The organism is Streptomyces sp. NPDC002754, from assembly GCF_053592315.1.
Window position 1 is genome coordinate 130,465 of the sequence record NZ_JBSFVM010000011.1, and the last position, 21,453, is coordinate 151,917.

The 21,453-nt window shown below is 70.8% G+C and carries 18 protein-coding genes; 5 read left to right on the forward strand and 13 right to left on the reverse strand.

Going from position 1 to position 21,453, the window contains the following annotated elements:
- Window positions 1-34 precede the first annotated feature (34 nt).
- Window positions 35-1,315: a phosphonoacetate hydrolase gene (gene phnA, locus ACWD2L_RS23135; protein WP_451191010.1), complete on the reverse strand. Its 1,281-nt coding sequence runs from the start codon at window positions 1,313-1,315 to the stop codon at window positions 35-37.
- A gap of 187 nt (window positions 1,316-1,502) precedes the next feature.
- On the opposite strand from phnA, the gene ACWD2L_RS23140 reads away from it, so the two are divergent.
- Window positions 1,503-2,441, forward strand: coding sequence for a LysR substrate-binding domain-containing protein (locus ACWD2L_RS23140; RefSeq protein WP_451191013.1), 939 nt, complete (start codon window positions 1,503-1,505; stop codon window positions 2,439-2,441).
- A 32-nt stretch (window positions 2,442-2,473) separates the two neighbouring features.
- Here the strand turns inward: ACWD2L_RS23140 and ACWD2L_RS23145 are convergent, their stop codons facing one another.
- Window positions 2,474-3,505, reverse strand: a complete 1,032-nt coding sequence (locus ACWD2L_RS23145) for a LacI family DNA-binding transcriptional regulator (RefSeq protein WP_451191016.1) — start codon at window positions 3,503-3,505, stop codon at window positions 2,474-2,476.
- A gap of 212 nt (window positions 3,506-3,717) precedes the next feature.
- On the opposite strand from ACWD2L_RS23145, the gene ACWD2L_RS23150 reads away from it, so the two are divergent.
- Window positions 3,718-4,416, forward strand: coding sequence for a ThuA domain-containing protein (locus tag ACWD2L_RS23150; protein WP_451191019.1), 699 nt, complete (start codon window positions 3,718-3,720; stop codon window positions 4,414-4,416).
- Entirely contained in the window at window positions 4,401-5,537 is a 1,137-nt protein-coding gene (locus ACWD2L_RS23155) for a Gfo/Idh/MocA family protein (protein ID WP_451191022.1), read from the forward strand. Before ACWD2L_RS23150 ends, ACWD2L_RS23155 begins: the two co-directional genes overlap by 16 nt.
- Here the strand turns inward: ACWD2L_RS23155 and ACWD2L_RS23160 are convergent.
- From ACWD2L_RS23160 to ACWD2L_RS23190, 7 genes are all read right to left on the reverse strand, one after another.
- Window positions 5,534-6,604 carry an LLM class flavin-dependent oxidoreductase gene (locus ACWD2L_RS23160; protein ID WP_451191025.1) on the reverse strand — a complete coding sequence of 357 codons (1,071 nt, stop codon included), beginning with the start codon at window positions 6,602-6,604 and terminating at the stop codon, window positions 5,534-5,536. The two genes, ACWD2L_RS23155 and ACWD2L_RS23160, sit on opposite strands and share 4 nt — an antisense overlap.
- Before the next feature lie 91 nt (window positions 6,605-6,695).
- Window positions 6,696-7,892: an SfnB family sulfur acquisition oxidoreductase gene (locus tag ACWD2L_RS23165; RefSeq protein ID WP_451191028.1), complete on the reverse strand. Its 1,197-nt coding sequence runs from the start codon at window positions 7,890-7,892 to the stop codon at window positions 6,696-6,698.
- The gene (gene ssuE, locus ACWD2L_RS23170) at window positions 7,889-8,446 is read right to left on the reverse strand and encodes an NADPH-dependent FMN reductase (RefSeq protein ID WP_451191031.1); all 558 of its coding nucleotides are present in this window, start codon (window positions 8,444-8,446) and stop codon (window positions 7,889-7,891) included. Before ssuE ends, ACWD2L_RS23165 begins: the two co-directional genes overlap by 4 nt.
- A 69-nt stretch (window positions 8,447-8,515) precedes the next feature.
- A complete protein-coding gene (sfnG, locus tag ACWD2L_RS23175; RefSeq protein WP_451191034.1) occupies window positions 8,516-9,649 on the reverse strand; it encodes a dimethylsulfone monooxygenase SfnG in 1,134 nt (377 codons plus the stop codon).
- 60 nt (window positions 9,650-9,709) lie between these two features.
- Entirely contained in the window at window positions 9,710-9,790 is an 81-nt protein-coding gene (locus ACWD2L_RS23180; protein WP_386495781.1) for a putative leader peptide, read from the reverse strand.
- A gap of 101 nt (window positions 9,791-9,891) precedes the next feature.
- Window positions 9,892-11,181 carry a sulfite oxidase gene (locus ACWD2L_RS23185; RefSeq protein ID WP_451191037.1) on the reverse strand — a complete coding sequence of 430 codons (1,290 nt, stop codon included), beginning with the start codon at window positions 11,179-11,181 and terminating at the stop codon, window positions 9,892-9,894.
- A gap of 650 nt (window positions 11,182-11,831) precedes the next feature.
- A complete protein-coding gene (locus tag ACWD2L_RS23190) occupies window positions 11,832-13,820 on the reverse strand; it encodes a glycoside hydrolase family 3 protein (RefSeq protein ID WP_451191040.1) in 1,989 nt (662 codons plus the stop codon).
- A 264-nt stretch (window positions 13,821-14,084) separates the two neighbouring features.
- Here ACWD2L_RS23190 and ACWD2L_RS23195 point away from each other — a divergent pair, with 264 nt between their 5' ends.
- Window positions 14,085-15,629 (forward strand): FMN-binding glutamate synthase family protein, encoded by a 1,545-nt coding sequence (locus ACWD2L_RS23195; protein ID WP_451191042.1) that lies wholly within the window; start codon window positions 14,085-14,087, stop codon window positions 15,627-15,629.
- Window positions 15,630-15,691: 62 nt separating this feature from the next.
- Here the strand turns inward: ACWD2L_RS23195 and ACWD2L_RS23200 are convergent, their stop codons facing one another.
- The 3 genes from ACWD2L_RS23200 to ACWD2L_RS23210 form a co-directional block, all read right to left on the reverse strand.
- Window positions 15,692-16,909, reverse strand: a complete 1,218-nt coding sequence (locus tag ACWD2L_RS23200) for an alpha-hydroxy acid oxidase (protein ID WP_451191045.1) — start codon at window positions 16,907-16,909, stop codon at window positions 15,692-15,694.
- Window positions 16,910-16,955: 46 nt separating this feature from the next.
- Window positions 16,956-17,654: a GAF and ANTAR domain-containing protein gene (locus ACWD2L_RS23205; protein ID WP_451191048.1), complete on the reverse strand. Its 699-nt coding sequence runs from the start codon at window positions 17,652-17,654 to the stop codon at window positions 16,956-16,958.
- Window positions 17,655-17,727: 73 nt separating this feature from the next.
- On the reverse strand, window positions 17,728-18,486 hold the full coding sequence (locus ACWD2L_RS23210) for an ANTAR domain-containing protein (RefSeq protein WP_451191051.1): 759 nt from the start codon (window positions 18,484-18,486) through the stop codon (window positions 17,728-17,730).
- A 252-nt stretch (window positions 18,487-18,738) separates the two neighbouring features.
- Here ACWD2L_RS23210 and ACWD2L_RS23215 point away from each other — a divergent pair, with 252 nt between their 5' ends.
- Window positions 18,739-20,073, forward strand: coding sequence for an NAD-dependent succinate-semialdehyde dehydrogenase (locus tag ACWD2L_RS23215; protein ID WP_451191054.1), 1,335 nt, complete (start codon window positions 18,739-18,741; stop codon window positions 20,071-20,073).
- Between the two features lie 188 nt (window positions 20,074-20,261).
- On the opposite strand, the gene ACWD2L_RS23220 is transcribed toward ACWD2L_RS23215, so the two are convergent.
- The gene (locus ACWD2L_RS23220) at window positions 20,262-21,290 is read right to left on the reverse strand and encodes an asparaginase (RefSeq protein ID WP_451191057.1); all 1,029 of its coding nucleotides are present in this window, start codon (window positions 21,288-21,290) and stop codon (window positions 20,262-20,264) included.
- Window positions 21,291-21,453 lie beyond the last annotated feature (163 nt).

The following is a 21,453-nucleotide window of genomic DNA, read 5'->3' on the forward strand; positions in this document are numbered from 1 at the left end:
GGCCGGAGTTCGAAGGCCGACTGCCCCTTCTCGGTCAGGCGGTGAGCGACTCCCCCGCCGCCGCGTGGCAGCCGATCCAGTAGGCGTCGAAATTGCGCAGCCGGTGCCCGGTCGGGAGCTGGACGGGCCGGTTGACCAGGACTGGGACGCGCTGTTCCGTCAGGCCGCCGTGCGAGCGCAGCGGCTCCTTGAAGCCGGAGATGTCGTGGCGGGCCGCGGTCGTGCCGAGCACGGTGTTGCGCTCGGAGATGACGACGAGGTCGCCGATCCGGTCACCGGGCAACTCGAAGCGCTCGCACGCCTCTTCGCGGGTGAGGACGGCGTCGACACCGTCGACCGCGGCGAGCCGCTCGCGCAGCGCGTCCGGGTCCGCGCCGTCCGGCAGGTGCACCGTCGCGTAGGAGCCGAGAGCACCGTGGTGGACGGTGTACGGATCGGTGATCGGCAGGATGACGCGGCTGGCGCCCTCGCCGGTCTCGGCGTCGAACCAGTCGGACAGGAACACGACGCGCGCCTCGCCCTCGGCGTCGGACTTGGCGTTCATGCCGTGGTCGGCGGTGACGACGAGGACGGCGCCGAGCGCGTCGATCCGCTCGAAGTAGCGGTCCAGCATGGCGTAGAAGCTGTTGGCGACCGGGGAGCCCGGGGCGTGCTTGTGCTGGATGTAGTCGGTCAGGGACAGGTACATCAGGTCGGGCCGGTCGCGCTCCAGGACGTCGCAGCCCGCGGCCATCACCAGTTCGCTCAGCTCCGCGCTGTACACGGAGGGCAGCTCGAAGCCGGTGGACTCAAGGACCTTCTCGATGCCGTTGTCGGCGAGCGTGACCTGGTCGGCCTTCTCGGCGGAGAAGCAGATGCCGCCCTCGGCGAGCCCGCTGCCCAGCAGGCGGCGCAGCTTGTCCTTGGCGGTGATGACGGCGACCTTGGCGCCGCCGCGGGAGAAGGCGGCGAAGAGGGTGGGCGCGCGCAGCAGTTCGGGCGCGTTCATCATGACTTCCTCGCCGGCGTCGGCGTCGTAGAAGTAGTTGCCGCAGATGCCGTGGACGGCGGGTGGCACGCCGGTGGCGATGGAGAGGTTGTTGGGGTTGGTGAAGGAGGGCATCGTGCAGGCGCCGCGCAGATCGCTGCCGCGCGCCAGCATGGACTCGGTGAACGGCATCAGTCCGTCCGCGATCGCCCGTTCGTGGTAGGCGTCCTCGCTGCCGTCGATGCAGACGACCACGACCGGACGGCCGGGGCGCGGGTAGCTCCGCCCGTTCACGGTGAGCCGGCCGTCGGCGGAGGTCTGTGATGTGGTGCCGGCGACAGGATTCATGTACGTCCACCCCTGTTGGTCGTAGGTGCGGGAGCCGGTGGGGCGTCCCTCGGTTCCATGGGTACCACCGGCTTTCGGGGGTGCAGAACCACGAAGTTCGCTATGACGGCCATAGCCGGACGGGCCGGGAGGGTGGTGTGCCGACGACCTGTCCGGCCGATCAGTAGTGGGCTACGCTCGCAGGCCTATGGAGCTCAACCTGCACCGTCTGTGGATCTTCCTGAAGGTCGTGGAGCACCAGGGGTTCTCCGCCGCCGCGCACGAGCTGTACATGAGTCAGCCCTCGGTCTCCAACCAGGTACGGCGCCTTGAGCAGACGCTGAAGGTGACACTGGTGGACCGCTCGGGGGCGCGGGCCCGGCCGACGGCGGAGGGCGAGGTGCTCGCCGCGTACGCGAAGCGTGTCTTCCTGCTGGCCGACGAGGCGGTGGCGGCGGTGCAGCAGGTGTCGTCGCTGGAGCACGGCCGGCTGATGGTGGGTGGCTCGACGACGGTCGGTACGTATCTCCTGCCTGCGCTGCTCGCCCGGTTCCGCGAGCGGTATCCCGGCGTGGAGTGCGATGTGTTCGTCGGCAACAACAAGGCCGTGGCGGAGCGCCTGTTGGCCGGTGACATCGGCATCGCGGTGGTGGCCGGCGGTCCCGCGGCGACGGCCCAGCTCCTCGTCGAGCCGGTGCTGGAGGAGCGCCTCGTCCTGGTGGCCCGCACCGGTCATCCGCTCGCCGTGCACACCGGACCGCTGGAGCCACGGCTCCTCGCGGGTGAGTGCTTCCTGATGCGCGAGCCCGGCTCGCACACCCGTACCGAGCAGGAGCGGGTCCTGGAATCGTGGGGCATCAACGAGACCGTGTCCCGGTCCGACGTCTGGGGCCCGGAGGCGGTCAAGCAGTGTGTCGGGGCGGGGCTCGGCGTCGCCCTCATCTCGGAGCACGCGATCGTGGACGACGTGGAACGCTCCGGCGCCCTCACCATCCTGCCCGTGTCCCCCGAGCCGAGCCCCCGCCCGGTCTCCCTGGCCCGCCGCCGGGACCGCCTGCTCTCCCCGGCCGAACGCGCCTTCGTCCAACTGCTCCGCTCCCCGGACGGGAGCTGGCCGCGTGAACTGGGCGCCACCGTAGTGGAGTAGCCACGACTACCCCTCGTGCACTCCTCAACTCCTCACTCCAGCGCGGACGTTGACTCCCGTACGACCAGTTGCGTCGCCAGTTCCACGCGGTGCGTGTCGGGCTGTTCGCCCCGCGACTGGCGCAGGACCGCGCGCAGGGCCGCGCGGCCCATTTCCTGGAGGGGCTGGGCGACGGAGGTCAGGGCCGGGACGGAGTCGCGGGCGAGGGCCGTGCCGTCGAAGCCGACGAGGCTGAGGTCCTCCGGCACCCGGATGCCGCGTCTGCGGGCCTCGCGCAGGACGCCGACGGCGATCGCGTCGTTGCCCGCGAAGATCGCGGTCGGCGGCCGGTCGAGGGCCAGCAGTGACGTCAGCCCCTCGATGCCGTGGTCGGCGCGGAAGTTGCCGTGCAGGACGAGGCCGGGGTCGGCCTCGACGCCGCGTGAGGCGAGCGCGGACAGGTGGCCGTGCAGGCGCGCCTGGTTGCACTCCATCGCCTCGGGGCCGCCGAGGTAGGCGATGCGGCGGTGACCGAGGTTCAGGAGGTGTTCGGTGGCGGCCTTGCCTCCCGCCCAGTTGGCGGCCCCTACGCCGACGACGTCGGCGGGCGGCGGGTTGTAGGAGTCGATGACGACGACGGGGATGTGTCGGCGCAGGAAGGCGGTGAGGCCGGACTCGTCGTAGGCCGAGGTCACGACGATGACTCCGGCGCGGCCCTCGTTGATGATGCGCTGCGCCTTGCGGCCGAGGTCGAGTTCGGTGGTGCGCTGTCGTCCGGTCGTGCTGACGACAACCTCGACGCCGGTGCTCGCGGCGTGGTCGAGGATGCCGTTGAGCAGCGCCGAGGGGTACGCGGAGTCGATCGCGTCGAAGGCGACCTCGACGACGTCGGGCCCGGAGGGCGCCCGGCGCTGGGACGGTGAGCGGTAGCCGGCCTCCTCGAGTGCGGCCAGCACCTTGGCACGGGTCTCGTCACCCACGTCCGCCCGGCCGTTGACGACCTTGGACACCGTGGCCGTGGAGACTCCGGTGCTGCGGGCGATGGCGGCCAGGGTCGGCCTGGCCGAGGAGGACGGGAGCGGCACGGGGCCTCCTGGGTCTCGAAATATTTTCGGTGACGGCAGCTTGTGACGCGGTGGCATCGGCGTCAACCCCAGGATCCAAATCATTGCGCCTGCGGGGCTCTTGACTGCCGCCATAGCCACTTCTACGGTTCCGGGGTCTCGCACAATATTCGAAATATTTCGGCCTCACGGCACGTAGCACCCCTTGCTTCTCCCGTAGTTGAAGGAGCTCAGTGACCAGCAGCAAGAAGGCACTCGTCGTACGCGGAGGCTGGGACGGGCACCAACCCGTCGAGGCCACCGACCTGTTCATCCCGCACCTCGCGGCAAACGGCTACGAGGTACGTGTCGAGGACTCGCCCAAGGTCTACGCCGACGCCGCGTACATGGTTGGCGTCGACCTGGTGATGCAGTGCATGACGATGTCCACGATCGAGCGGGAGGAGCTCGCGGGGCTGCGGACGGCCGTCGAGAACGGCACCGGGCTCGCCGGATGGCACGGCGGGATCGCCGACTCGTACCGGAACACCGCGGACTATCTGCACCTCATCGGCGGCCAGTTCGCCTGCCACCCGGGCAAGCACCCCGACGAGCGCAAGGGCGAGCAGGCCGACAACTACGTCCCGTACACGGTGAACATGCTCTCGGCCGCCGCCGAACACCCCATCACCGAGAGCATCGAGGACTTCGACCTCGTCACCGAGCAGTACTGGGTCCTCGCGGACGACTACATCGACGTGCTCGCCACCACTACGCAGAAGATCCGGGCCTGGGATCCGTGGCACCGGGAGGTCACCTCGCCGGCCATCTGGACCCGTAGGTGGGGCAAGGGCCGGATCTTCGTGTGCACACCGGGACATCACGTCGAGGACCTCCAGCACCCGAGCGTGCGCACCATCGTCGAAAGGGGCCTGCTGTGGGCGAGCCGTTGAACGCGGGCAAGCCGTTGAACGTCGGCATCATCGGGTGCGGCACCATCGTGGGCCAGTACCTGGCCAGTCTGCACAGGCTCAAGGACGTCAGGCTCGTCGCCGTGGCGGACCTGGACGCGGAGCGGGCGCGGGCAGTGGCGAAGGAGTGGGACGGGGACGGAGACGTACGCGCGGTCACCGTCGACGAGTTGCTGGCCGCCGAGGACGTCGACCTCGTTCTCAACCTCACCATCCCCGCCGCGCACGCCGAGATCGCCCTCAAGGCGATTGCGGCCGGCAAGCACGTCTACGGAGAGAAGCCCCTCGCGGCGACCACGGACGCGGCCCGCGGCGTACTCGAAGCCGCCCGGCAGGCGGGAATCGTCGTCGGCTGCGCGCCGGACACGGTGCTCGGCACCGGCATCCAGACCGCACGCAAGGCCATCGACGACGGCCTCATCGGCCGACCGGTCGCGGCCACAGCCACCATGGTCACCCCGGGCCACGAGCGCTGGCACCCCAACCCCGACTTCTACTACGCGCCGGGCGGCGGCCCACTCCTCGACATGGGCCCGTACTACATCACCGCCCTGGTCACCCTCCTCGGTCCTGTCACGTCGGTGATCGGCGCCGCGAGTCACCCTCGGTCGCAGCGGGAGATCGGCAGCGGGCCCCGGGCGGGCGAGCGGGTGCCGGTCGAGGTCGACACCCATGTCACGGGGGTCCTCGTCCACGAGTCCGGCGCGCTGTCGACGCTCGTGATGAGCTTCGACGCGGTCGCGACACACTCCGCGAACATCGAGGTCCACGGCCCGCGCGGCACCCTGGCGGTACCCGACCCGAACCACTTCGCAGGCGACACACGGCTGTTCCGCCTGGGCGCCGAGGCGTGGGAGATTCTCCCGGTCTCCGCCGGCTACGTGGGCTCCGGCCGCGGCTACGGCATCGCCGACCTGGCCACCACGCCCCCGACACACGAGCCGCGTGCGTCGGGATCGCTGGCTTACCACGTCCTGGACATCATGGAGTCCCTGCTCGGCTCGGCGGCGGGCGGGACCTCCGTCACCGTCTCGAGCCGCGCCGCGCGCCCGGCGGCGGCCCCGCTCACGGATCTGTCGCGTACGGGGGTGGGCGCACCTTAACCGCGGGGTCGGACATGCACGGGCTCCCAGGCGAACGGCGGGTCGGGGAGCTTGTGCCGGAGCACCGAGGCGACCTCGGACTGGAACAGTTCGAGGGAGGACCGGTGCTGAGTACCCGTCAGCCCGGCGCCGTCCGCGTGCAGATGCAGTACCGAGTGCCCGAACTGCTCGTGGTAGCGGTGGACCTTCTCGATGACCTGTTGCGGGCTGCCGATCAGGGCCGAGCTGCGCTCCACGAAGTCCTCCACCGTCTCGAAGACCACCGGCAGCCCGGACTGCCGCTGGAACGCCAGGGTCGACTCGAAGATCGGCCGGTACACCTTCAGCGCCTCCTGGGAGGTGCGGGCCACGAACAGGCCGGCCGTACCGGCGCCGATGGCGATGTCCGCCGGGTCGTGGCCGTAGTGCTCCCAGCGCTCGCGGTAGTGGCTGATCAGCTCGGCGTACGGCTCGATGGGGTTGGTGACGTTCGCGGAGAACAGCGGGTCACCGTAGCGGGCCGCGAGGTCCACGGACTCCTTGCTGGTGGCGCTGCCGTGCCAGACCCGGACCGGCTGCTGGTAGGGCCGCGGCCACACCTCGGCGTCCGTCAGCGGCGGGCGGAACCGGGTCGCCGCGGTGACCTTGTCCTGCCGCCAGAGCTTGCGGAACACCTCGTAACTCTCCGCGTTGCGGTCCCACTGGTCATCGGGTGTGACGTGGAACAGCTCGCGCTGGGCGCTCCCGTTGCCCTTGCCGATGATCAGGTCGAGGCGCCCGTCGGAGAGGTGGTCGAGCGTGGCGTAGTCCTCGTAGGCGCGTACGGGGTCGAGGAGACTGAGCGTGGTCACCGCGGTGAAGAGGCGGATGCGTCGGGTCAGCGCGGCGATGTGGCTGAGCACGACGGTCGGCGAGGAGGAGATGAACGGCCGCTCGTGCCGCTCCCCCACACCGAACCCGTCGAACCCCAGCTCCTCGGCGAGCACCGCGTTGTCGAGCACCTCGCGGAACCGGTCATGGGTCGACTTCTGGATGCCGGTGACCGGGTCGGGGCGGTGGGTGATCAGGGTGATGGCGAGGAATTTCACGCGGCCACCCGCTCGGCGGACGGCTGCCGCCGGCCACGGAAACCGTGGGAGGTGAGGGACACAGGGGTGCTCCGTTCGGGGTCGTCGTCCGTTACAGCAGGCCGTGCCGGGGTGGCCGGGTGCCGGACAGTACGTAGCGGCCGATGTGCTGGACCTTCCAGCGGGCCGGGTCGTGCAGGGTGTGGGTGCGGGCGTCGCGCCAATGCCGGTGCAGGTCGAGGGAGTTAAGGGCCGAGCGGGTTCCGGAAAGATCGAAGAGGGCACTGCCGGCTTCCACGGCGGTCTCGGCCGCCGTCACCTTCGCCGCGGCCACGGCGATCGAGGCCTCGGCCGCCGTGTCGTCGCTCAGGTCGGCGCGGGCGGCGTCCACGGTTCGCGCGGCGGCGGCGAGCAGCGCGTCGGCGGCCCGTACCCGGATGGCCAGTTCGCCGAATCGCTGGATCAGCAGCGGATCCTCGGCGGCGGTCGCGTGTCCCTCTTCCACGCTCTCGAACCAGGGGCGGCTCTTCGTACGGACGAATTCCACCGCCTCGCCCAGCGCACCTGCGGCGATTCCGGCGTCGATGGCTGCGTGCAGCAACTGGGCCACCGCGCCGTGCAGTTGTGGCCCCTGGAAGGTGAGGTGGTGGGGCACGACCCGGTCGGCGGGCACGGGAACCGACTCCAGCCGGACCGTTCCGCTGGCGGTGGTGCGCTGCCCCATGCCGTCCCAGTCGTCCTCCACCGAGAGTCCGGGCGCGTCCCGCGGCACGTACGCCACGTGCAGGGTGTCGTCGTCGGCGCGGGCCAGGACGGGGATCCAGTGGGCGAACAGCGCGCCGGTCGAATAGTGCTTGACACCGTCGAGGACGTACACCCCGTCCGGCTGTCGCGCGAGCCGGGTGCGAATGTCCTGCACGTGCCGGGTGCCCGCCTCCGACTGGGCGTTGCCGAACCGCCGCCCCCGCAGCACCTCGCCGAAGAAGAACTCCTGCTGCTCCCACGTGCCCTGCCGCCGCAGCACGTTGACATACACGAAGTGACTCTGCGGTATCTGCGCGAGGCTGGCGTCGGCGGCGGCCAGCAGCCGGAAGACCTCGGCGAGTGTCTCCGTGCGGACGTCCGCTCCGCCGAAATCCCGGGGCACCGACACACCGAGCAGTCCGGAGGCCGACAGCCGTTCCAGCTCCGGACGCGGGAGCCTGCGCGTCGCGTCCCGTTCGGCGGCCTCCTTGCGGAATTCCGCGGCGAGTTCGGCGGCGACGGCCAGCGCCTCCGTGTCGTCGACGAGCACGGGCACAGCGCTCATCCCGTGGCCGCCAGCAGCGCGGTGCGGCCACCAAGAGCGGCGGAGAACTGGTCGGTGACCTGGGCCAGCGCCTCCGCCGAGCCGGGCGCGACGGTCAGCCTGCCGTCGTCGCCCACCGTGATGTCCTTGTCGAGCGTGAACCAGCCCGGTGTGATGTGCGCGGGCCCCATGGAGGCGAGGACCGGACGCAGGGCGTAGTCGATGGCCAGCACATGAGCGGTGGAGCCGCCGGTGGCCAGTGGCAGCACGGTCTTGCCTGCCAGCGCGTACTGCGGGAGCAGGTCGAGCAGCGACTTCAGCAGCCCCGAGTAGGCGGCCTTGTAGACCGGCGTGCCGACCACCACGCCGTCGGCCTGCTCGAACAGGGCGGTGGCCTCGACGATCGCGGGATGCCGGAAGTCGGCGTGGAGCAGGGCCTCGGCCGGGATCGTGCGCACATCGAGCGGGATCACCTCGTGGCCCTGGCCCGCGAGCCGGGTGTCGAGTTCGCGCAGGAGGCGGCCGGTGCGGGAGGTGGGGGACGGACTTCCGGAGACGGACAGGACGGTGGCCATGGGGTCTTCTTTCTGGGCGCGGGGCGCGGAACGCGGGGTGCCGAGGCGGGCGGGTGACGGCGCGGTGGGTCAGGCGTGGGCCGGGACGGACTCGGCGTCCGTGTCCGCGGCCTGCGCCTCCAGCTCCCGTACGAGAGGCAGCACACGCTTGCCGAAGTACTCGACCTCTTCCTTGTAGTGCAGGAAGCCGAGCAGGAGGAGATCGACGCCGAGCCTCTTGTAGGCGACGATGCGCTCGGCGATCTGCTCGGGGGTGCCGATCAGTCCGGTGCGGAAGCCGTCGTTGTACTGGACGAGGTCCTCGAAGCTGGAGTCCTGCCACATGCCCTTGCCGTCGGCGCTGGAGCGTCCTGCCTGCTTCACGGCGTCGCGGAAGCCGTGGACGGCATCGGTGTCCGCCTTGGCGACGATCTCACGGAGTGTCTCGTGGGCCTCGGCCTCGGTGTCACGGGCGATGAGGAAGCCGTTGAGCCCGAACTTCGGTGGTGTGCGCCCTACTTGGGCGGCAGAGTCGCGGACGTCGTTGATCTGCTCGGTGACTCCGTCGAAGTCCTTGCCGTTGCTGAAGTACCAGTCGGAGACACGGCCCGCCATGGCGCGGGCGGCGGTGGAGTTGCCGCCCTGGAAGATCTCCGGATGCGGGCGCTCGGGGGTGTTCAGCGGCTTGGGCTTGAGGGAGAAGTCACGCAACCGGTAGAAGTCACCGGCCAGTTCGACGTGGTCCTCGGTCCAGACGGCACGCAGGGCACGGATGAACTCCTCCGCTCGGCGGTAGCGCTCATCGTGCTCCAGCCACGGTTCGCCCAGCGCGGTGAACTCTCCCTTGAACCAGCCGGACACGACGTTGACGGCGAAGCGGCCGTCCGACAAGTGGTCGGCCGTGGCGCCGAATTTGGCGAGAACGCCCGGGTGCCACAGGCCGGGGTGGACGGCGGCGATGACCTTGAGCCGCTCGGTTGCCAGCAGCAGGGCGAGGCTGAAGCTGGTCGACTCGTGCTGGAACTCGGCGCCGTAACTGGCCATGTAGCGGACCTGGCTGAGGGCGTATTCGAAGCCGTTGTTCTCGGCGAGCACGGCCAGTTCGCGGTTGTACTGGTGACCCCAGTCGGTGCGCTGCTCGATGGTGCTGGTGACGAGGCCACCGCTCACGTTCGGGACCCAGTAGGCGAAGCGGACGGGGTCGGTTCCCGGCGATACGGGCATGGAGATCTCCTGGCGAAGGCGCACACGGACAACGTGTGCGCGGGTTTTCCCGGGGTGTACTCAGACCCGACGGCGACAGCAGGAGCTGGAGACACGCGCAAGGTCGACGTGGCGCCGCTGCGTGAGGTCCTGTCGCTTCATGTCTTCGATCAAAGCAGCGGGAAGTCCGGGCGGTCAACGAGGCAAGGAGCCGATACCGCACCCTGCAATTCGGAATTCACACCGTTGTGACACGGCCCCCGTCACACCACCGTCACCGGATGTCGCACCACCGCGTCGAACAGGTAGCCCTGCGTGTTGGGCACCGCGACGTCCGGCTGGCTGCGGCCCGCGGTGTCGGTGGCGCGGGCCAGGACGTGTGTGGCGCCTGGTGTGTCGGGCGTCCAGGGGATGGACCAGCGGCTCCATGTGCCCGCGCGGGGCTTGTCGTGAAGCCGGGCCGGCCGCCAGCGGGCCCCGCCGTCGGTGCTGACCTCAACCCGCGCGACGGCGCCCGCGCCGGACCAGGACCGGCCGTGCAGCACCTGCCCCTCCCCCACGGGGAACCGGGCGCCGCCCGCCAGCTCGAAGGCGCTCTTGACCGTCTGCCGTGTCAATGGCGCGCTGCCGCCCTCCGGGTGGTCGGGGCCGAACAACCGGTAGAAGGTGGTGTTCCACGGCGAGAACAGCGGCTGCGCGGACACCTCGATGTCACCGACCCACTTGATCGACGCGATCCCCACCCACGAGGGCACCAGCACCCGCACCGGATGTCCGTGGTCGTAGGGCAGCGGCTCGCCGTTCATCTCGTACGCGAGCAGGACGTCGTCCAGTGCCTTCGCCAGCGGCAGCGGCCGCCGCACCCGGCCGAGGTTCTCCCCTTCGCTGACGTACTCGGCGTCCAGGCCGCGCGGTTGTACGTCGACGGCGTGGGACGACAGCCCTGCCTTCCGCAGTACGTCGCCCAGGCGCACCCCGCGCCAGCGCGCGACGCCGACCGCGCCCAGCGTCCACGCGGTGCCGCTGACGGTCTCGCCCTGCTGGGAGGTGTAGTAACTGCGGCCGTTCCCGGCGCACTCGACGAAAGCGGTCCGGGTCACGGCGGGCAGCGCGCGCAGATCGTCGTAGCCGAACTCCACCGGTCTGTCCTGACCGGGCGTGCCCCGCAGCCCGCTGCCCCACAGCCGCAGCCGCCACTCGTGTGCGTCCAGGACCGGGGTGGCCGTGTGGTTGCGCACGAAGAACCGCTCGATGGGGGTGTGGTGACCGGTCCCGCGCAGGGCCTCCCAGCGTGTCTCGGCGTTGGTGCCGCGCCGGATGAACCACTCGGGCGGCAGCGGTTTGACGATGGGCGCCTCGGCGGCGTGGGCCGGTCGCGGCGCGGGAAGCGCGGTCGCGGCGGCCGTGGCGGCGAGCAGAGTGAGCAGCCGGCGGCGGCTGACCCCGTCCGCGCGGGCCTCCCCGGCCAGCCACTGGCCCAGCCTGCGCCGGTCGTAGGCGGGTTCGTCGATGCGGGGCGCGGAATGACGTGAAGGCACGGCGGATTCGGGCATGGCGGGACCTCGTGATCAGCGGAGAGGCGGAGGTGCGCGGGACGTCCGGCGGTCGATGCACCGCACCCAACAGGGCCGCGTCACAGTGCAGTTGGGTGCCGGCCGGGAGGGCGAGTGATCAGCCGGGGAACCGACACAGTGCGGCGGCGACGCGGACGAGGTCCACGGCGCGGCGACGCGTCAAAGGCTCCAGCGGCGGCATGGCGCGATGCAAGCACGCGACGCGCGAGGGTGTCAACGGCGCCGTGCGGCACGGCAGTTGGAAAGCCGCGCGCCCACCGGCCGGGTCATGGTCGCCCCCGGCGCATGCGTGGACACATTTCGGGCATGCGGGCAGTGGCGGTTTGCCGCCGGGCGTGGGGGAGGGAAGCTCCCCTTCCCTCCCCCACGCAGACGCCCTGCACCGGGCGGAGGGCCCCGGAGGCCGGTCCGCTCAGCACGTGACAGGGCGTGAGCTGGAGCCGCCGAGGTCGACGACGCGGCCCCAGCGGCCCATGGTGTACGCATGTATACGCAGCGGGCCCAGGGGCTGGGGGCCATAGCTGCGCATCGGCGACCGCTGCAACCGAACGTACAACCGTTACCGACAGTTCGTCAGGCCATCCGAAGGACAACCTTTCCGGGCCTCCACGCGTCGGCGTCAGGCGGTATCACCAACGGTGGTCGAGGCCGAACCCCCGCTCGTACAGCGGATGCGCCGTGTCATCGGGTACGTCGCCCTGTTGCGCCTCCACCTCCTTCATGGAGGACGGCAGCTCGAAGGGGAGCCTGCCGTTCGGGGCGCGCTCGCCGAAGACCGTGTCGAGGAGTACGCCGTCGGAGACGCCGAAGTTGGCGACGACCGCGTCTGCGGCTCGGGCGACGTTCGTCAGGATCAGCGGGCGGTCCAGTTTGGGGACGGCGACCGTCTGGGTGCCGCTGTCCGCGGCCTTGCGCAGGGCCTGGTACGCGGGGTCGGTGGCGGGGAACTCCAGGCCCGTGAGGTCAGAGCCGGCCCTGGGGTCCGCGAGGCGTACCACCGCGAGATCGGCGTCGGCCGGGTCGTCCACCACCCGCAGGCCGCGCGCCTTCGCCTCGTCGGCGGAGACGCCGTGCAGGTAGACGGTGCGGACCTGGTCGCGGCGCGCGGGCAGGGTCCGGTCGACGTTCTTCAGCAGGGTGAGCGAATCGGCCTGCGCCTTGTCGCCCACTGCCTGGAATCCGGCGTTGCCGACCAGGCGTCCGGCCGCTTCCTCGTCCACGTACGGGTCCTCGAACAGGCCGAGCCGGAACTTCTGCTCCAGCACGCGCCCGGCCGCCTCGTCCACCCGTCCCTCGCCGACCAGTTTCTGCCGTACGGCCTGGACGACGTACGAGGGTTGGTCGCTGCCGCCGATCTGGTCGACGCCCGCGTTCAGGGTGAGCGCCGTGCGCTGGAGGATGGTCCGGTCCTCGACGCCCCAGGGCATGCCGACGCCCCAGGGTCCGATGAAGGACGCCGGGGGCCGGGTGTCCCGGCACTGCTGCGGGCAGTCGCCGGTGATGCCCCAGTCCGAGACGATGACACCGTCGAACTTGTAGGTGCCCCGCAGAAGGTCCTTCAGGAGGTACGAGTTGAAGCCCGCGCCCACCTGGTCCAGCTTGTGGCCCTTGTAGGTGAGGTCCTTGAGGATGGAGTACGTGGGCATGACACCGGAGGTGTGCGCGGCGAACGCGCCCTTGAACGGTGTGATGTGGTCCGCGAAGTTCTTGCCGGGGAACGTGGCGTAGCGGCCGTAGTGGTAGTGGCTGTCGTAGCCGTTCGTCTGGGCGCCGTAACCGACCCAGTGTTTGGTGACGGTGGCCGCGCTGTCCGGGCCGAGGCCGTCGGCGCCGTGCTGCACTCCCTTGACGTAGGCGTTCACCTGGCGGCCCGCGGTGTCGGGGTCCGAGCCGAAGGTGCCGTTGATGCGGGTCCAGCGGGGCTCGGTGGCGATGTCGGCCTGCGGCGACAGGCCTTCGGTGATGCCCACGGCCCGGTACTCGCGGCGGACGATGTCACCGAGCCGCTCGGTGAGGCGCGGGTTGTGAGCGGCGGCGATGCCGATGGCGTCGGGCATGGCCGTGGTACCCGCGCCCGCGACGGTCTGGCCCTCGACGACGGCGAACCCGTTGCGCGGGTCGGTGGATATCACGGCGGGGATGCCGAGGCGTTGCCTCTCGGCGATCGCCTGCACGGTGTTGTTGGCCGCGGCGACCTTCTGGGGCGACTTCGACAGGCGGGTGATGGCGGTGGTGACGTGGCTGTCGCCGACGAGTTGGGCCGTCTTGGCCGCGTCGTAGCCGTCGCCCGATGTGGGGAGGGTGCCGTGGACGAGGAGACCGGCCTTCTCCTCAAGGGTCATCCGCGACAGCAGGTCACGGGCGCGGGCGGGGGCGCCGAGGCGCCAGTCCTCGTAGCGGGTGAGGCGGCCGTCGCGATTCAGGTCGCGGAAGCGGATGCCGTCCTTGGCCAGGATCGGTACGCCGCGTGATTCCAGATGGGGTGGGGCGGAGGGTCTTCCGTGGGCGCCGGCCGGTGCGGTGAGCATGCCGGGCTGGGCGATGAGGGCGACGGTGGTGATGGCGGCCCCGACGGCCACTCTTCGTCGGCCGCTCGTGGGGTGATTACGTGAACGCATGCGTTCCTCTCCATCGAGGTCCACTTGAGCGCGTGCAAGGCCTCCCGCAGCCGGTTCACCGCCTGGCAGGCGGTGGCCGGGGAGGACCACGTCTTCATGCTGTGAAGCGATACATCACCGGAGCGCCTTCAAAGTAGGTTGCAGCTTCAAGCAATACAAGAGCTGTGACAGCCAAAGCGCTCCGCACCGTGACACCGGTCCGACCTCCCCGATCCGCGACCTCTACGATCAGGTGGCGTTTGCGGAGTCGAGGAGAGGAACGTCATGCGTGCCCGGAACATTGGTGCGGTCGCGGCCACCGCGTTGGCGGTGGTCGCAGCTCGCGACCTCGTACAGAAGAAGCACGCACTGCTGCGGAACTTCCCCGTGGTCGGGCACGCCCGGTACCTGCTGGAGACGATCGGCCCGGAGCTGCGCCAGTACGTCGTGACGTCCAACGACGAGGAGCGGCCCTTCAGCCGCGACCAGCGCAGCTGGATCTACGCGTCGGCGAAGGAGCAGAACAACTACTTCGGGTTCGGCACCGACAACGACGTCGAGCACGTACAGGGCCACGCGTACGTCAAGCAGCGCACGTTCGCCGGGGCGCTGCCCGATCTGCACGACCCGCAGGCCCCGCTGCCCTCGGCGAAGGTGCTCGGCGGGCCGCGGGGGCGCGCCAAGGCGTTCCGGCCGGCGAGTGTCGTCAACATCTCGGCGATGAGCTTCGGTTCGCTGTCCGGCGCGGCGATCACGGCGCTCAACAAGGGCGCGGCGCTGGCCGGAACGATGCACAACACCGGCGAGGGCGGCCTCTCCTCGTACCACCGCGGCGGCGGTGACCTCGTCCTCCAGATCGGCACGTCGTACTTCGGCTGCCGCGACGAGGACGGCGCCTTCAACCTCGACAAGCTCAAGGCCGTGGTCGACAGCGCTCCCGTCAAGGCGCTGGAGATCAAGCTCTCGCAGGGTGCCAAGCCGGGGCTCGGCGGGATGCTGCCGGGCCCGAAGGTGACCCCCGAGATCGCCGAGATCCGCGGCATCCCCGCCGGCAAGGACTGCGCATCGCCCTCGCGGCACACCGCGTTCCACGACGTTGACTCGCTGCTCGACTTCGTGGAGCTGCTCGCCGCCGAGACCGGTCTGCCGGTCGGCATCAAGAGCGCCGTCGGCGAGATGAGCTTCTGGGAGGAGCTCGCCACGCTGATGGCGCGCGGTGACCGCGGCGTCGACTTCGTGACCATCGACGGCGGCGAGGGTGGCACCGGCGCCGCTCCCCTGATCTTCAGCGACTCGGTGTCGCTGCCGTTCCGGATGGGCTTCTCGCGCGTCTACAGCACGTTCGCCGAGCGCGGCCTGACCGACCAGCTCACGTTCATCGGCTCCGGCAAGCTCGGGCTGCCCGAGAACGCCGCGGTGGCCTTCGCCCTGGGCGTCGACATGATCAACGTGGCCCGTGAGGCGATGTTGTCCATAGGCTGCATCCAGGCGCAGAAGTGTCACACCGACAAGTGCCCCACCGGCATCGCCACCCAGGACCCGTGGCTCGTGCGTGGTGTCGACGCGCCGTCGAAGGCGACGCGCGCCGCCATGTATCTGCGCACCCTGCGCAAGGAGTTGCTGAAGGTGTCGGGGGCGGTCGGCGTCGCCCACCCGTCGCTCATCACGCCCGATGACATCGACATCATGAACGGCGACTACGAGGCCCGTACGCTGGCGAGCGTCTACGGCTACAAGGCCGGCTGGGGCGAGCTCGGCACGGACCTCGCCGAGGAGATCACCGAACTCCTCACCGCGCAGCCGCAGTTGGAGCCCAAGCCGGGGGTCTGAGCCCGCCCCGTCCGACGGTGACCTGGAGACACGTCACCGGTCACCGTCGGACGGCCTCCACGTCAGCCCGTGTGCCGCGTGCGCAGCAGATGCGGTCCGAGATCGGCGATCGACGCCGCCCCGATGAGCTGCATCGTCACCTCGATCTCCCTGGCGAGCAGTTCGACGGCTCGCGACACACCTTCGCGGCCGCCCGCCATCAGCCCGTACAGGTAGGCACGCCCGATGAGGGTGAAGTCGGCTCCGGCGCAGAGGGCGGCGACGATGTCGGCGCCGGACATGATGCCGGAGTCGAGGATGATCTCCACGTCGTCGCCGGCCTCGGCCCGTACCTCGGGCAGGGCGTGCAACGAGACGGGTGCGCGGTCGAGTTGGCGTCCGCCGTGGTTGGAGACGACGAGGCCGTCGGCCCCCGCGTCGAGCGAGCGGCGCGTGTCCTCGGCCGTGAGGACGCCCTTGACGAACAGCTTCCCCGGCCACTGGGACCTGATCCACTCCAGGTCCTCGATCGACAGGGTCGGGTCGAACATCGAGTTGATGATCGACGGCAGGTCCTGGCTGGTACCGGAGAGCGAGGCGAAGCTGAGCGGGTCGGTGGTGAGGAAGTTGAACCACCACTCGGGCCGGTACGAGGCGTCGAGCACGGTCTTGAGCGTGAGCCTGGGCGGGATCACCATGCCGTTGCGGGTGTCGCGCAGCCGCTGCCCGGCCACCGGTGTGTCCACGGTGACCAGCAGTGTGTCGAAGCCGCTCGCGGTGGCCCGCTTCAAAAGGTCGAGCGACCTCTGCCGATCCTTCCAGAGGTACAGCTGGAACCAGCGGCGTCCTTCCGGTGCGGCGGCTGCGACCTGTTCGAGCGAGCGGGTGCCCATGGTGGACAGCGAGAACGGGATGCCCGCCGCCGCGGCGGCGGTCGCTCCGGCATCTTCTCCCTCGGCGTGCATGAAGCGCGTAAAGCCGGTGGGCGCGATCCCGAACGGCAGCTCGGACGGCGCGCCCGCGATCTCTGTGCTCAGGTCGACCTTCTCGGTGCCGTGCAGAATGCGCGGCAGGAGCACGACGTCGTCGAAGGCCCTGCGGGCCCGACGCACCGTCAACTCGCGCTGCGCCGCGCCGTCCACGTAGTCGAACGCCGGGCGGGGTGTGCGGCGCCTGGCTATCGTACGAAGGTCCCACAGGTCGGCGGCCTTCCCGAGCCGGGCGGCGCGCCTGTCGGGGTTGAAGCCGTCGAACCTCAGCAGGGGGCGCAGCTCGGAGATCTGGGGCAGACGGTGTTTCAAGGTGGCTCCTGCGATACGTGAGAATTGCGGTGCCTGGCGGCACACATCAGCAGGATGGCATGTCCAGGGTGGCGTAGTGGTGGACGACGTCTCGTGCGACGTCTTCGAGCGGGCGGTTGTGGGTGAAGGCGTAGGCGCGCAGCCGGATGAGTGCCTGGTCGAGGGGGACGCCGAGGTGGACGGTCAGGGCGCCGGTCGCTTGGTGGACGACGGCTCGGTGCAGAGGCAGCGGCTGGTCCGACCGCATGTCGTGGATGCCCGCGGGGGTGGTGAGGATCGTGACGGCGCCTTCGGCGAGGGCGAGGAACTGGCGCATCTGGGGGCGGGTGAGTGGGCCGGGGGCGGCGCGGTGGCCGGTCAGGGCGCCGAGTCGGGTGGCCCCGAGGTGCAGTGGTACGGCGTGGACGGCGCGCGGAGGGGCGTCGCGGGCGGCGGGCAGCAGGGCGGGCCACCGCTCCTCGGGCACGGTGTGCAGGTCGGGGACGAGGACGGGATCGCCGGTGCGCACGGCGTCATGGGTGGGTCCCTCGCCGAGGGTGAACTCGAGGTCCGCGAAGGCGATTCCGGCCGCGTGGGACGGGTCGTACCAGACCAGTTCGAGGCCGGAGTGGTTGAGCAGGCAGAGAGTGATGCCGTCGAGGCCGAGCGCGTGCGCGCAGGAGGCGGGCGCGAGTGCGCTCAGTCCGTGGCCGGAGTGGGTGGCGGCGGCCAGGAGAGCGGGGATGTCTGGAGCATCTGCGGACACCGGGTGTGCACTCCTCGGCTTGGGCGGTGGGCTGCCGGTGGCGTGAGCCGCAGGACGTTGGCGGCGGGGACGTTCAAGGACGCTGCTGTCTGGCCGGGGGCGGTGCGAACACCTCGGCGGGGACCTGGCCCTCGACGACGCGCAGGCACAGCTGGGTGAGCGAGGTCCGCTGGGAGCGGGCGTAGGCCCGCAGGCACTCGAAGGCGATGTCGGGTGAGATGCTGAGCCGGGCCCCGAGGGCGCCCTTGGCCTGTTCGATGGCGATGCGGCTGTTGAGCGCGGTCTGCAACTGGCCGACCCGCTCCGCCTGGTCCACGGAGAGGCGGTGGTGCAAGATGCCGATGGTCGCCGCGTCGGCCAGCGCCTGCCCCAGGCGCAGGGACGCCGGGTGGAGGGCCCCGGGGCGGGTGTGGAACATGTTGACCGATCCGATCACCTCCTCGCGCAACCGCAGTGGAAGCGCGGCCGCGGTCGTGAATCCGGCCGCGCGGGCGGCCTTGGTGAAGCGTGGCCAGCGGTCGGCGATGGTGGGAAGCGTCAGGTCCACGGGGCCGATCTGCTCGTGGCCCAGGCAGCATTCCTTGCACGGCCCCTCGTCGAACTCGACCTGGACCTCTTCGAGTTGATGGGCGGTGTGGGTGGACGCGGTCACGTCGACCAGCCGCTCCTGGGCGTCGACCATGACGACCCCGATCGCCGTCACGTCCAGCAACTCGCGCATGTGGTCGGTCAGTACGTGCAGAAAGTCCACCAGGTAGAAACCGTCCTGGAGGGTGTCGGCCAGCTCCAGGAATGCCCGCGCGAGACGTTCGTCCCGCTCCCCCTGTTCCATCACACAGCCTCCTTCTGCCGCGAATCCCCGTCGGCCGGGCCGGCCCGTCGCGGCTCTTCCAGTGTCCCGCACATCCCCACAGGGCCGGAACCGGATGGACTGATTACACGGAATCGACCACGTCGAACTCCGGTCGGCCGCCGGAGCCCGCGGCGCCGCGGAGCCGTAGGGTTCTTCCCAGTCGGCCTCGCGGCACGTGAGGACCGCATGCCGACCTCGTTCCTTGCCCCCTCGCACTTTTCTGGAGATTCGATGTACGCAGTCACCGACCCGGCCACCGGCGAGATCGTCGAGACCTACTCCACCGCCACCGACGCCGAGGTGTCCGCGGCCGTCGACGCCGCGCACCAGGCCACCGCATGGGGGCGCACCAGCACCGTGGCCGACCGCGCCGCGCTCCTGCGCCGCCTCGGCGACCTGCACGCGGAGCACCGCACCGAGCTGGCGGACAGCATCGTGCGGGAGATGGGCAAGCCGCGCGACGAGGCGGAGGGCGAGGTCGACTTCTGCGTGGACATCTACCACTACTACGCCGACCACGCCGAGGAGTACCTCGCCGACGAAGCGGTGAACGTCACCTCCGGCCCCGGCCGCGCGGTCGTCCGCCGCAGCCCGGTCGGCGTCCTCCTCGGCATCATGCCGTGGAACTTCCCGGCCTACCAGGTCGCCCGGTTCGCCGCCCCGAACCTCGCCCTCGGCAACACCATCGTGCTCAAGCACGCCCCGCAGTGTCCCGGCACGGCGGCGCTCCTGGAGAAGCTGTGCGGCGAGGCGGGCTTCCCCGCAGGCGCGTACGTCAACGTCTACGCCACCAACGAGCAGATCGCCGACGTCATCGCCGACCCGCGCGTGCAGGGTGTCTCGCTCACCGGTTCGGAGCGGGCGGGCGCGGCGGTCGCCGAGATCGCCGGCCGGAACCTGAAGAAGGTCGTCCTCGAACTGGGCGGCTCCGACCCGTTCGTCGTACTGTCCGCCGACGACCTCGACGCGGTCGTGGAGTCGGCAGTCGCCGCCCGTCTCGACAACACCGGCCAGGCCTGCAACGCCGCGAAGCGCTTCGTCGTCGTCTCCGGTCTGTACGACGCGTTCGTGGAGAAGTTCGCCGCCCAGCTCCTCGCGCGCCAGTCCGGCGCACCGCTGTCGTCCGTGGCCGCGGCCGACAACCTGGAGCGCCAGGTGGCGGCGGCCGTCGCCGAGGGCGCCACGCTGCACTCCGAGGGCAAGCGCGACGGCGCGCACTACCCGGCGGGTGTGCTCACCGGTTTGACGACCGAGCACGCCACGGCCCGCCAGGAGCTGTTCGGCCCCGTCGCCATGGTCTTCAAGGCCGCCGACGAGGACGACGCCCTGCGGATCGCCAACGACACCCCCTACGGCCTCGGTTCGTACATCTTCACCACCGACGCCGACCAGGCGCAGCGGGTCGCGGACCGTATCGAGGCCGGCATGGTCTTCATCAACGGCGTCGGCGCCGAGGGGGCCGAGCTCTCCTTCGGCGGCGTCAAGCGCTCCGGCTTCGGCCGCGAGCTGGGGCGTCCGGGCATCGAGGAGTTCGTGAACAAGAAGCTCATCCGCACGGTCGCGTAGGCGTCCGAAGAGGCGCCGACCGGAGAGATCCGGTAGGCGCCCGGGCTGTCGGGCACGCGCGGCCCCCGCACTCTCTCGTCAGTGAGGGCGCGGGGGCCGCGCGCTGCACCGAGCACCGTGGCCGCTCTCGCGATGAGGTCCGGCTCGATCCGTGCACAGCGGGCGCTACGGGCGCCCGGCCAGGCGGTTCATGCTCGCTGCGCGGCGGTGTCGAGCACCGCCGACGGCCGTACCGCACCGACGGGTTCGCCGTGCCCGAGGACGGGGGCCTCGGTCAGCGCCGCCAGTTGGGGATCGGTGTCCACGTCGACGCCGAGGTGGCGCAGCGCGGCGGTCATCACCACGGGGCGCGGCCGCTGCGAACCGTCCGCGATCTTCAGGGCGACGGCGGAGCCGTCCGGGCGGGCGAGCGCGTAGACGCCTTCCGCCCCGTCCTTGGCCACGACGCCGGGGAGCGCCCGCATGAGGGTGGTGACGTCGCGGCCGGTGCCGCCCACGTACTCGGGGTGGGCGTTCATCGCGGTGGCCACCCGGTTCTCGGGGGTGCCGTCGGCCGCGGCCGCGAGCCTCGCGAAGGCGCGCGCCAGGCCGGTGAGGGTGAGCGCGAACAGCGGGGCGCCGCAGCCGTCGACACCGACCGAGGTCGACTTCTCCCCCGCGAGATCCTCCAGCGCCTCGCGCAGGGCGACCTGCAGGGGGTGGCCGGGGTCGAGGTAGTCGTCGAGGGACCACCCCGCCGCCACACACGTGGCCAGCATCGCCGCGTGCTTGCCCGAGCAGTTCATCGTGATCCGGCTGGGGCCGAGCCCCGCGGCGAGGTGCGCGGGCTGCGCGTCGACGCCGATGGGCAGGGCGGCGGTGCACCGCAGGGCGTCCTCGGCGAGCCCCGCGCCCGCGAGGATCCGGCGTACCCCGTCGAGGTGGAAGGCCTCGCCCGAGTGGCTGGCGCAGGCGAGGGCGAGGAGTTCGCCGTCGAGGTCGAGGCCCGCGCGGAGCATGCCGACGGTCTGGAGCGGCTTGTTGGACGACCGCGGGTACATGGGGCTGTCGACGGGTCCCGCCGCGAGCACGGCGGCGCCGTCCGCGTCGAGCACCACGACCGACCCGTGGTGCACGGACTCGAGGAAGTCACCGCGCCACACCTCCGCGAGCACGGGCCACTCCGGCCGCGGAGCCGGTGACACGGGCGTGGACTTGCTGGGGACTGCGGCGGTCATGAGTGTCCTTCGACGGTCGGTGGTGCGGAGCCCCGGCGGTGGACGCCACGGCCTTTCAAGTGTCGACAGTTATCAGTTTCGACGGAAAGTGTCGACAGTTGTCCGCGATGAAAGACGATCGCCGAGAACCCTTGACAGGGAGTTCGGGGCGCCTGTCCACTGA

What these genes read in the sequence shown, in the direction of transcription:
- ACWD2L_RS23210 (WP_451191051.1), bottom strand. Translation starts at nt 18,486, where the DNA reads ATGGAACAGGGGGAGCGGGACGAACGTCTCGCGCGGGCATTCCTGGAG.
- ACWD2L_RS23140 (WP_451191013.1), top strand. Translation starts at nt 1,503, where the DNA reads ATGGAGCTCAACCTGCACCGTCTGTGGATCTTCCTGAAGGTCGTGGAG.
- phnA (WP_451191010.1), bottom strand. Translation starts at nt 1,315, where the DNA reads ATGAATCCTGTCGCCGGCACCACATCACAGACCTCCGCCGACGGCCGG.
- ACWD2L_RS23195 (WP_451191042.1), top strand. Translation starts at nt 14,085, where the DNA reads ATGCGTGCCCGGAACATTGGTGCGGTCGCGGCCACCGCGTTGGCGGTG.
- ACWD2L_RS23215 (WP_451191054.1), top strand. Translation starts at nt 18,739, where the DNA reads ATGTACGCAGTCACCGACCCGGCCACCGGCGAGATCGTCGAGACCTAC.
- ACWD2L_RS23180 (WP_386495781.1), bottom strand. Translation starts at nt 9,790, where the DNA reads ATGAAGCGACAGGACCTCACGCAGCGGCGCCACGTCGACCTTGCGCGT.
- ACWD2L_RS23220 (WP_451191057.1), bottom strand. Translation starts at nt 21,290, where the DNA reads ATGACCGCCGCAGTCCCCAGCAAGTCCACGCCCGTGTCACCGGCTCCG.
- ACWD2L_RS23190 (WP_451191040.1), bottom strand. Translation starts at nt 13,820, where the DNA reads ATGCGTTCACGTAATCACCCCACGAGCGGCCGACGAAGAGTGGCCGTC.
- ssuE (WP_451191031.1), bottom strand. Translation starts at nt 8,446, where the DNA reads ATGGCCACCGTCCTGTCCGTCTCCGGAAGTCCGTCCCCCACCTCCCGC.
- ACWD2L_RS23185 (WP_451191037.1), bottom strand. Translation starts at nt 11,181, where the DNA reads ATGCCCGAATCCGCCGTGCCTTCACGTCATTCCGCGCCCCGCATCGAC.
- ACWD2L_RS23165 (WP_451191028.1), bottom strand. Translation starts at nt 7,892, where the DNA reads ATGAGCGCTGTGCCCGTGCTCGTCGACGACACGGAGGCGCTGGCCGTC.
- sfnG (WP_451191034.1), bottom strand. Translation starts at nt 9,649, where the DNA reads ATGCCCGTATCGCCGGGAACCGACCCCGTCCGCTTCGCCTACTGGGTC.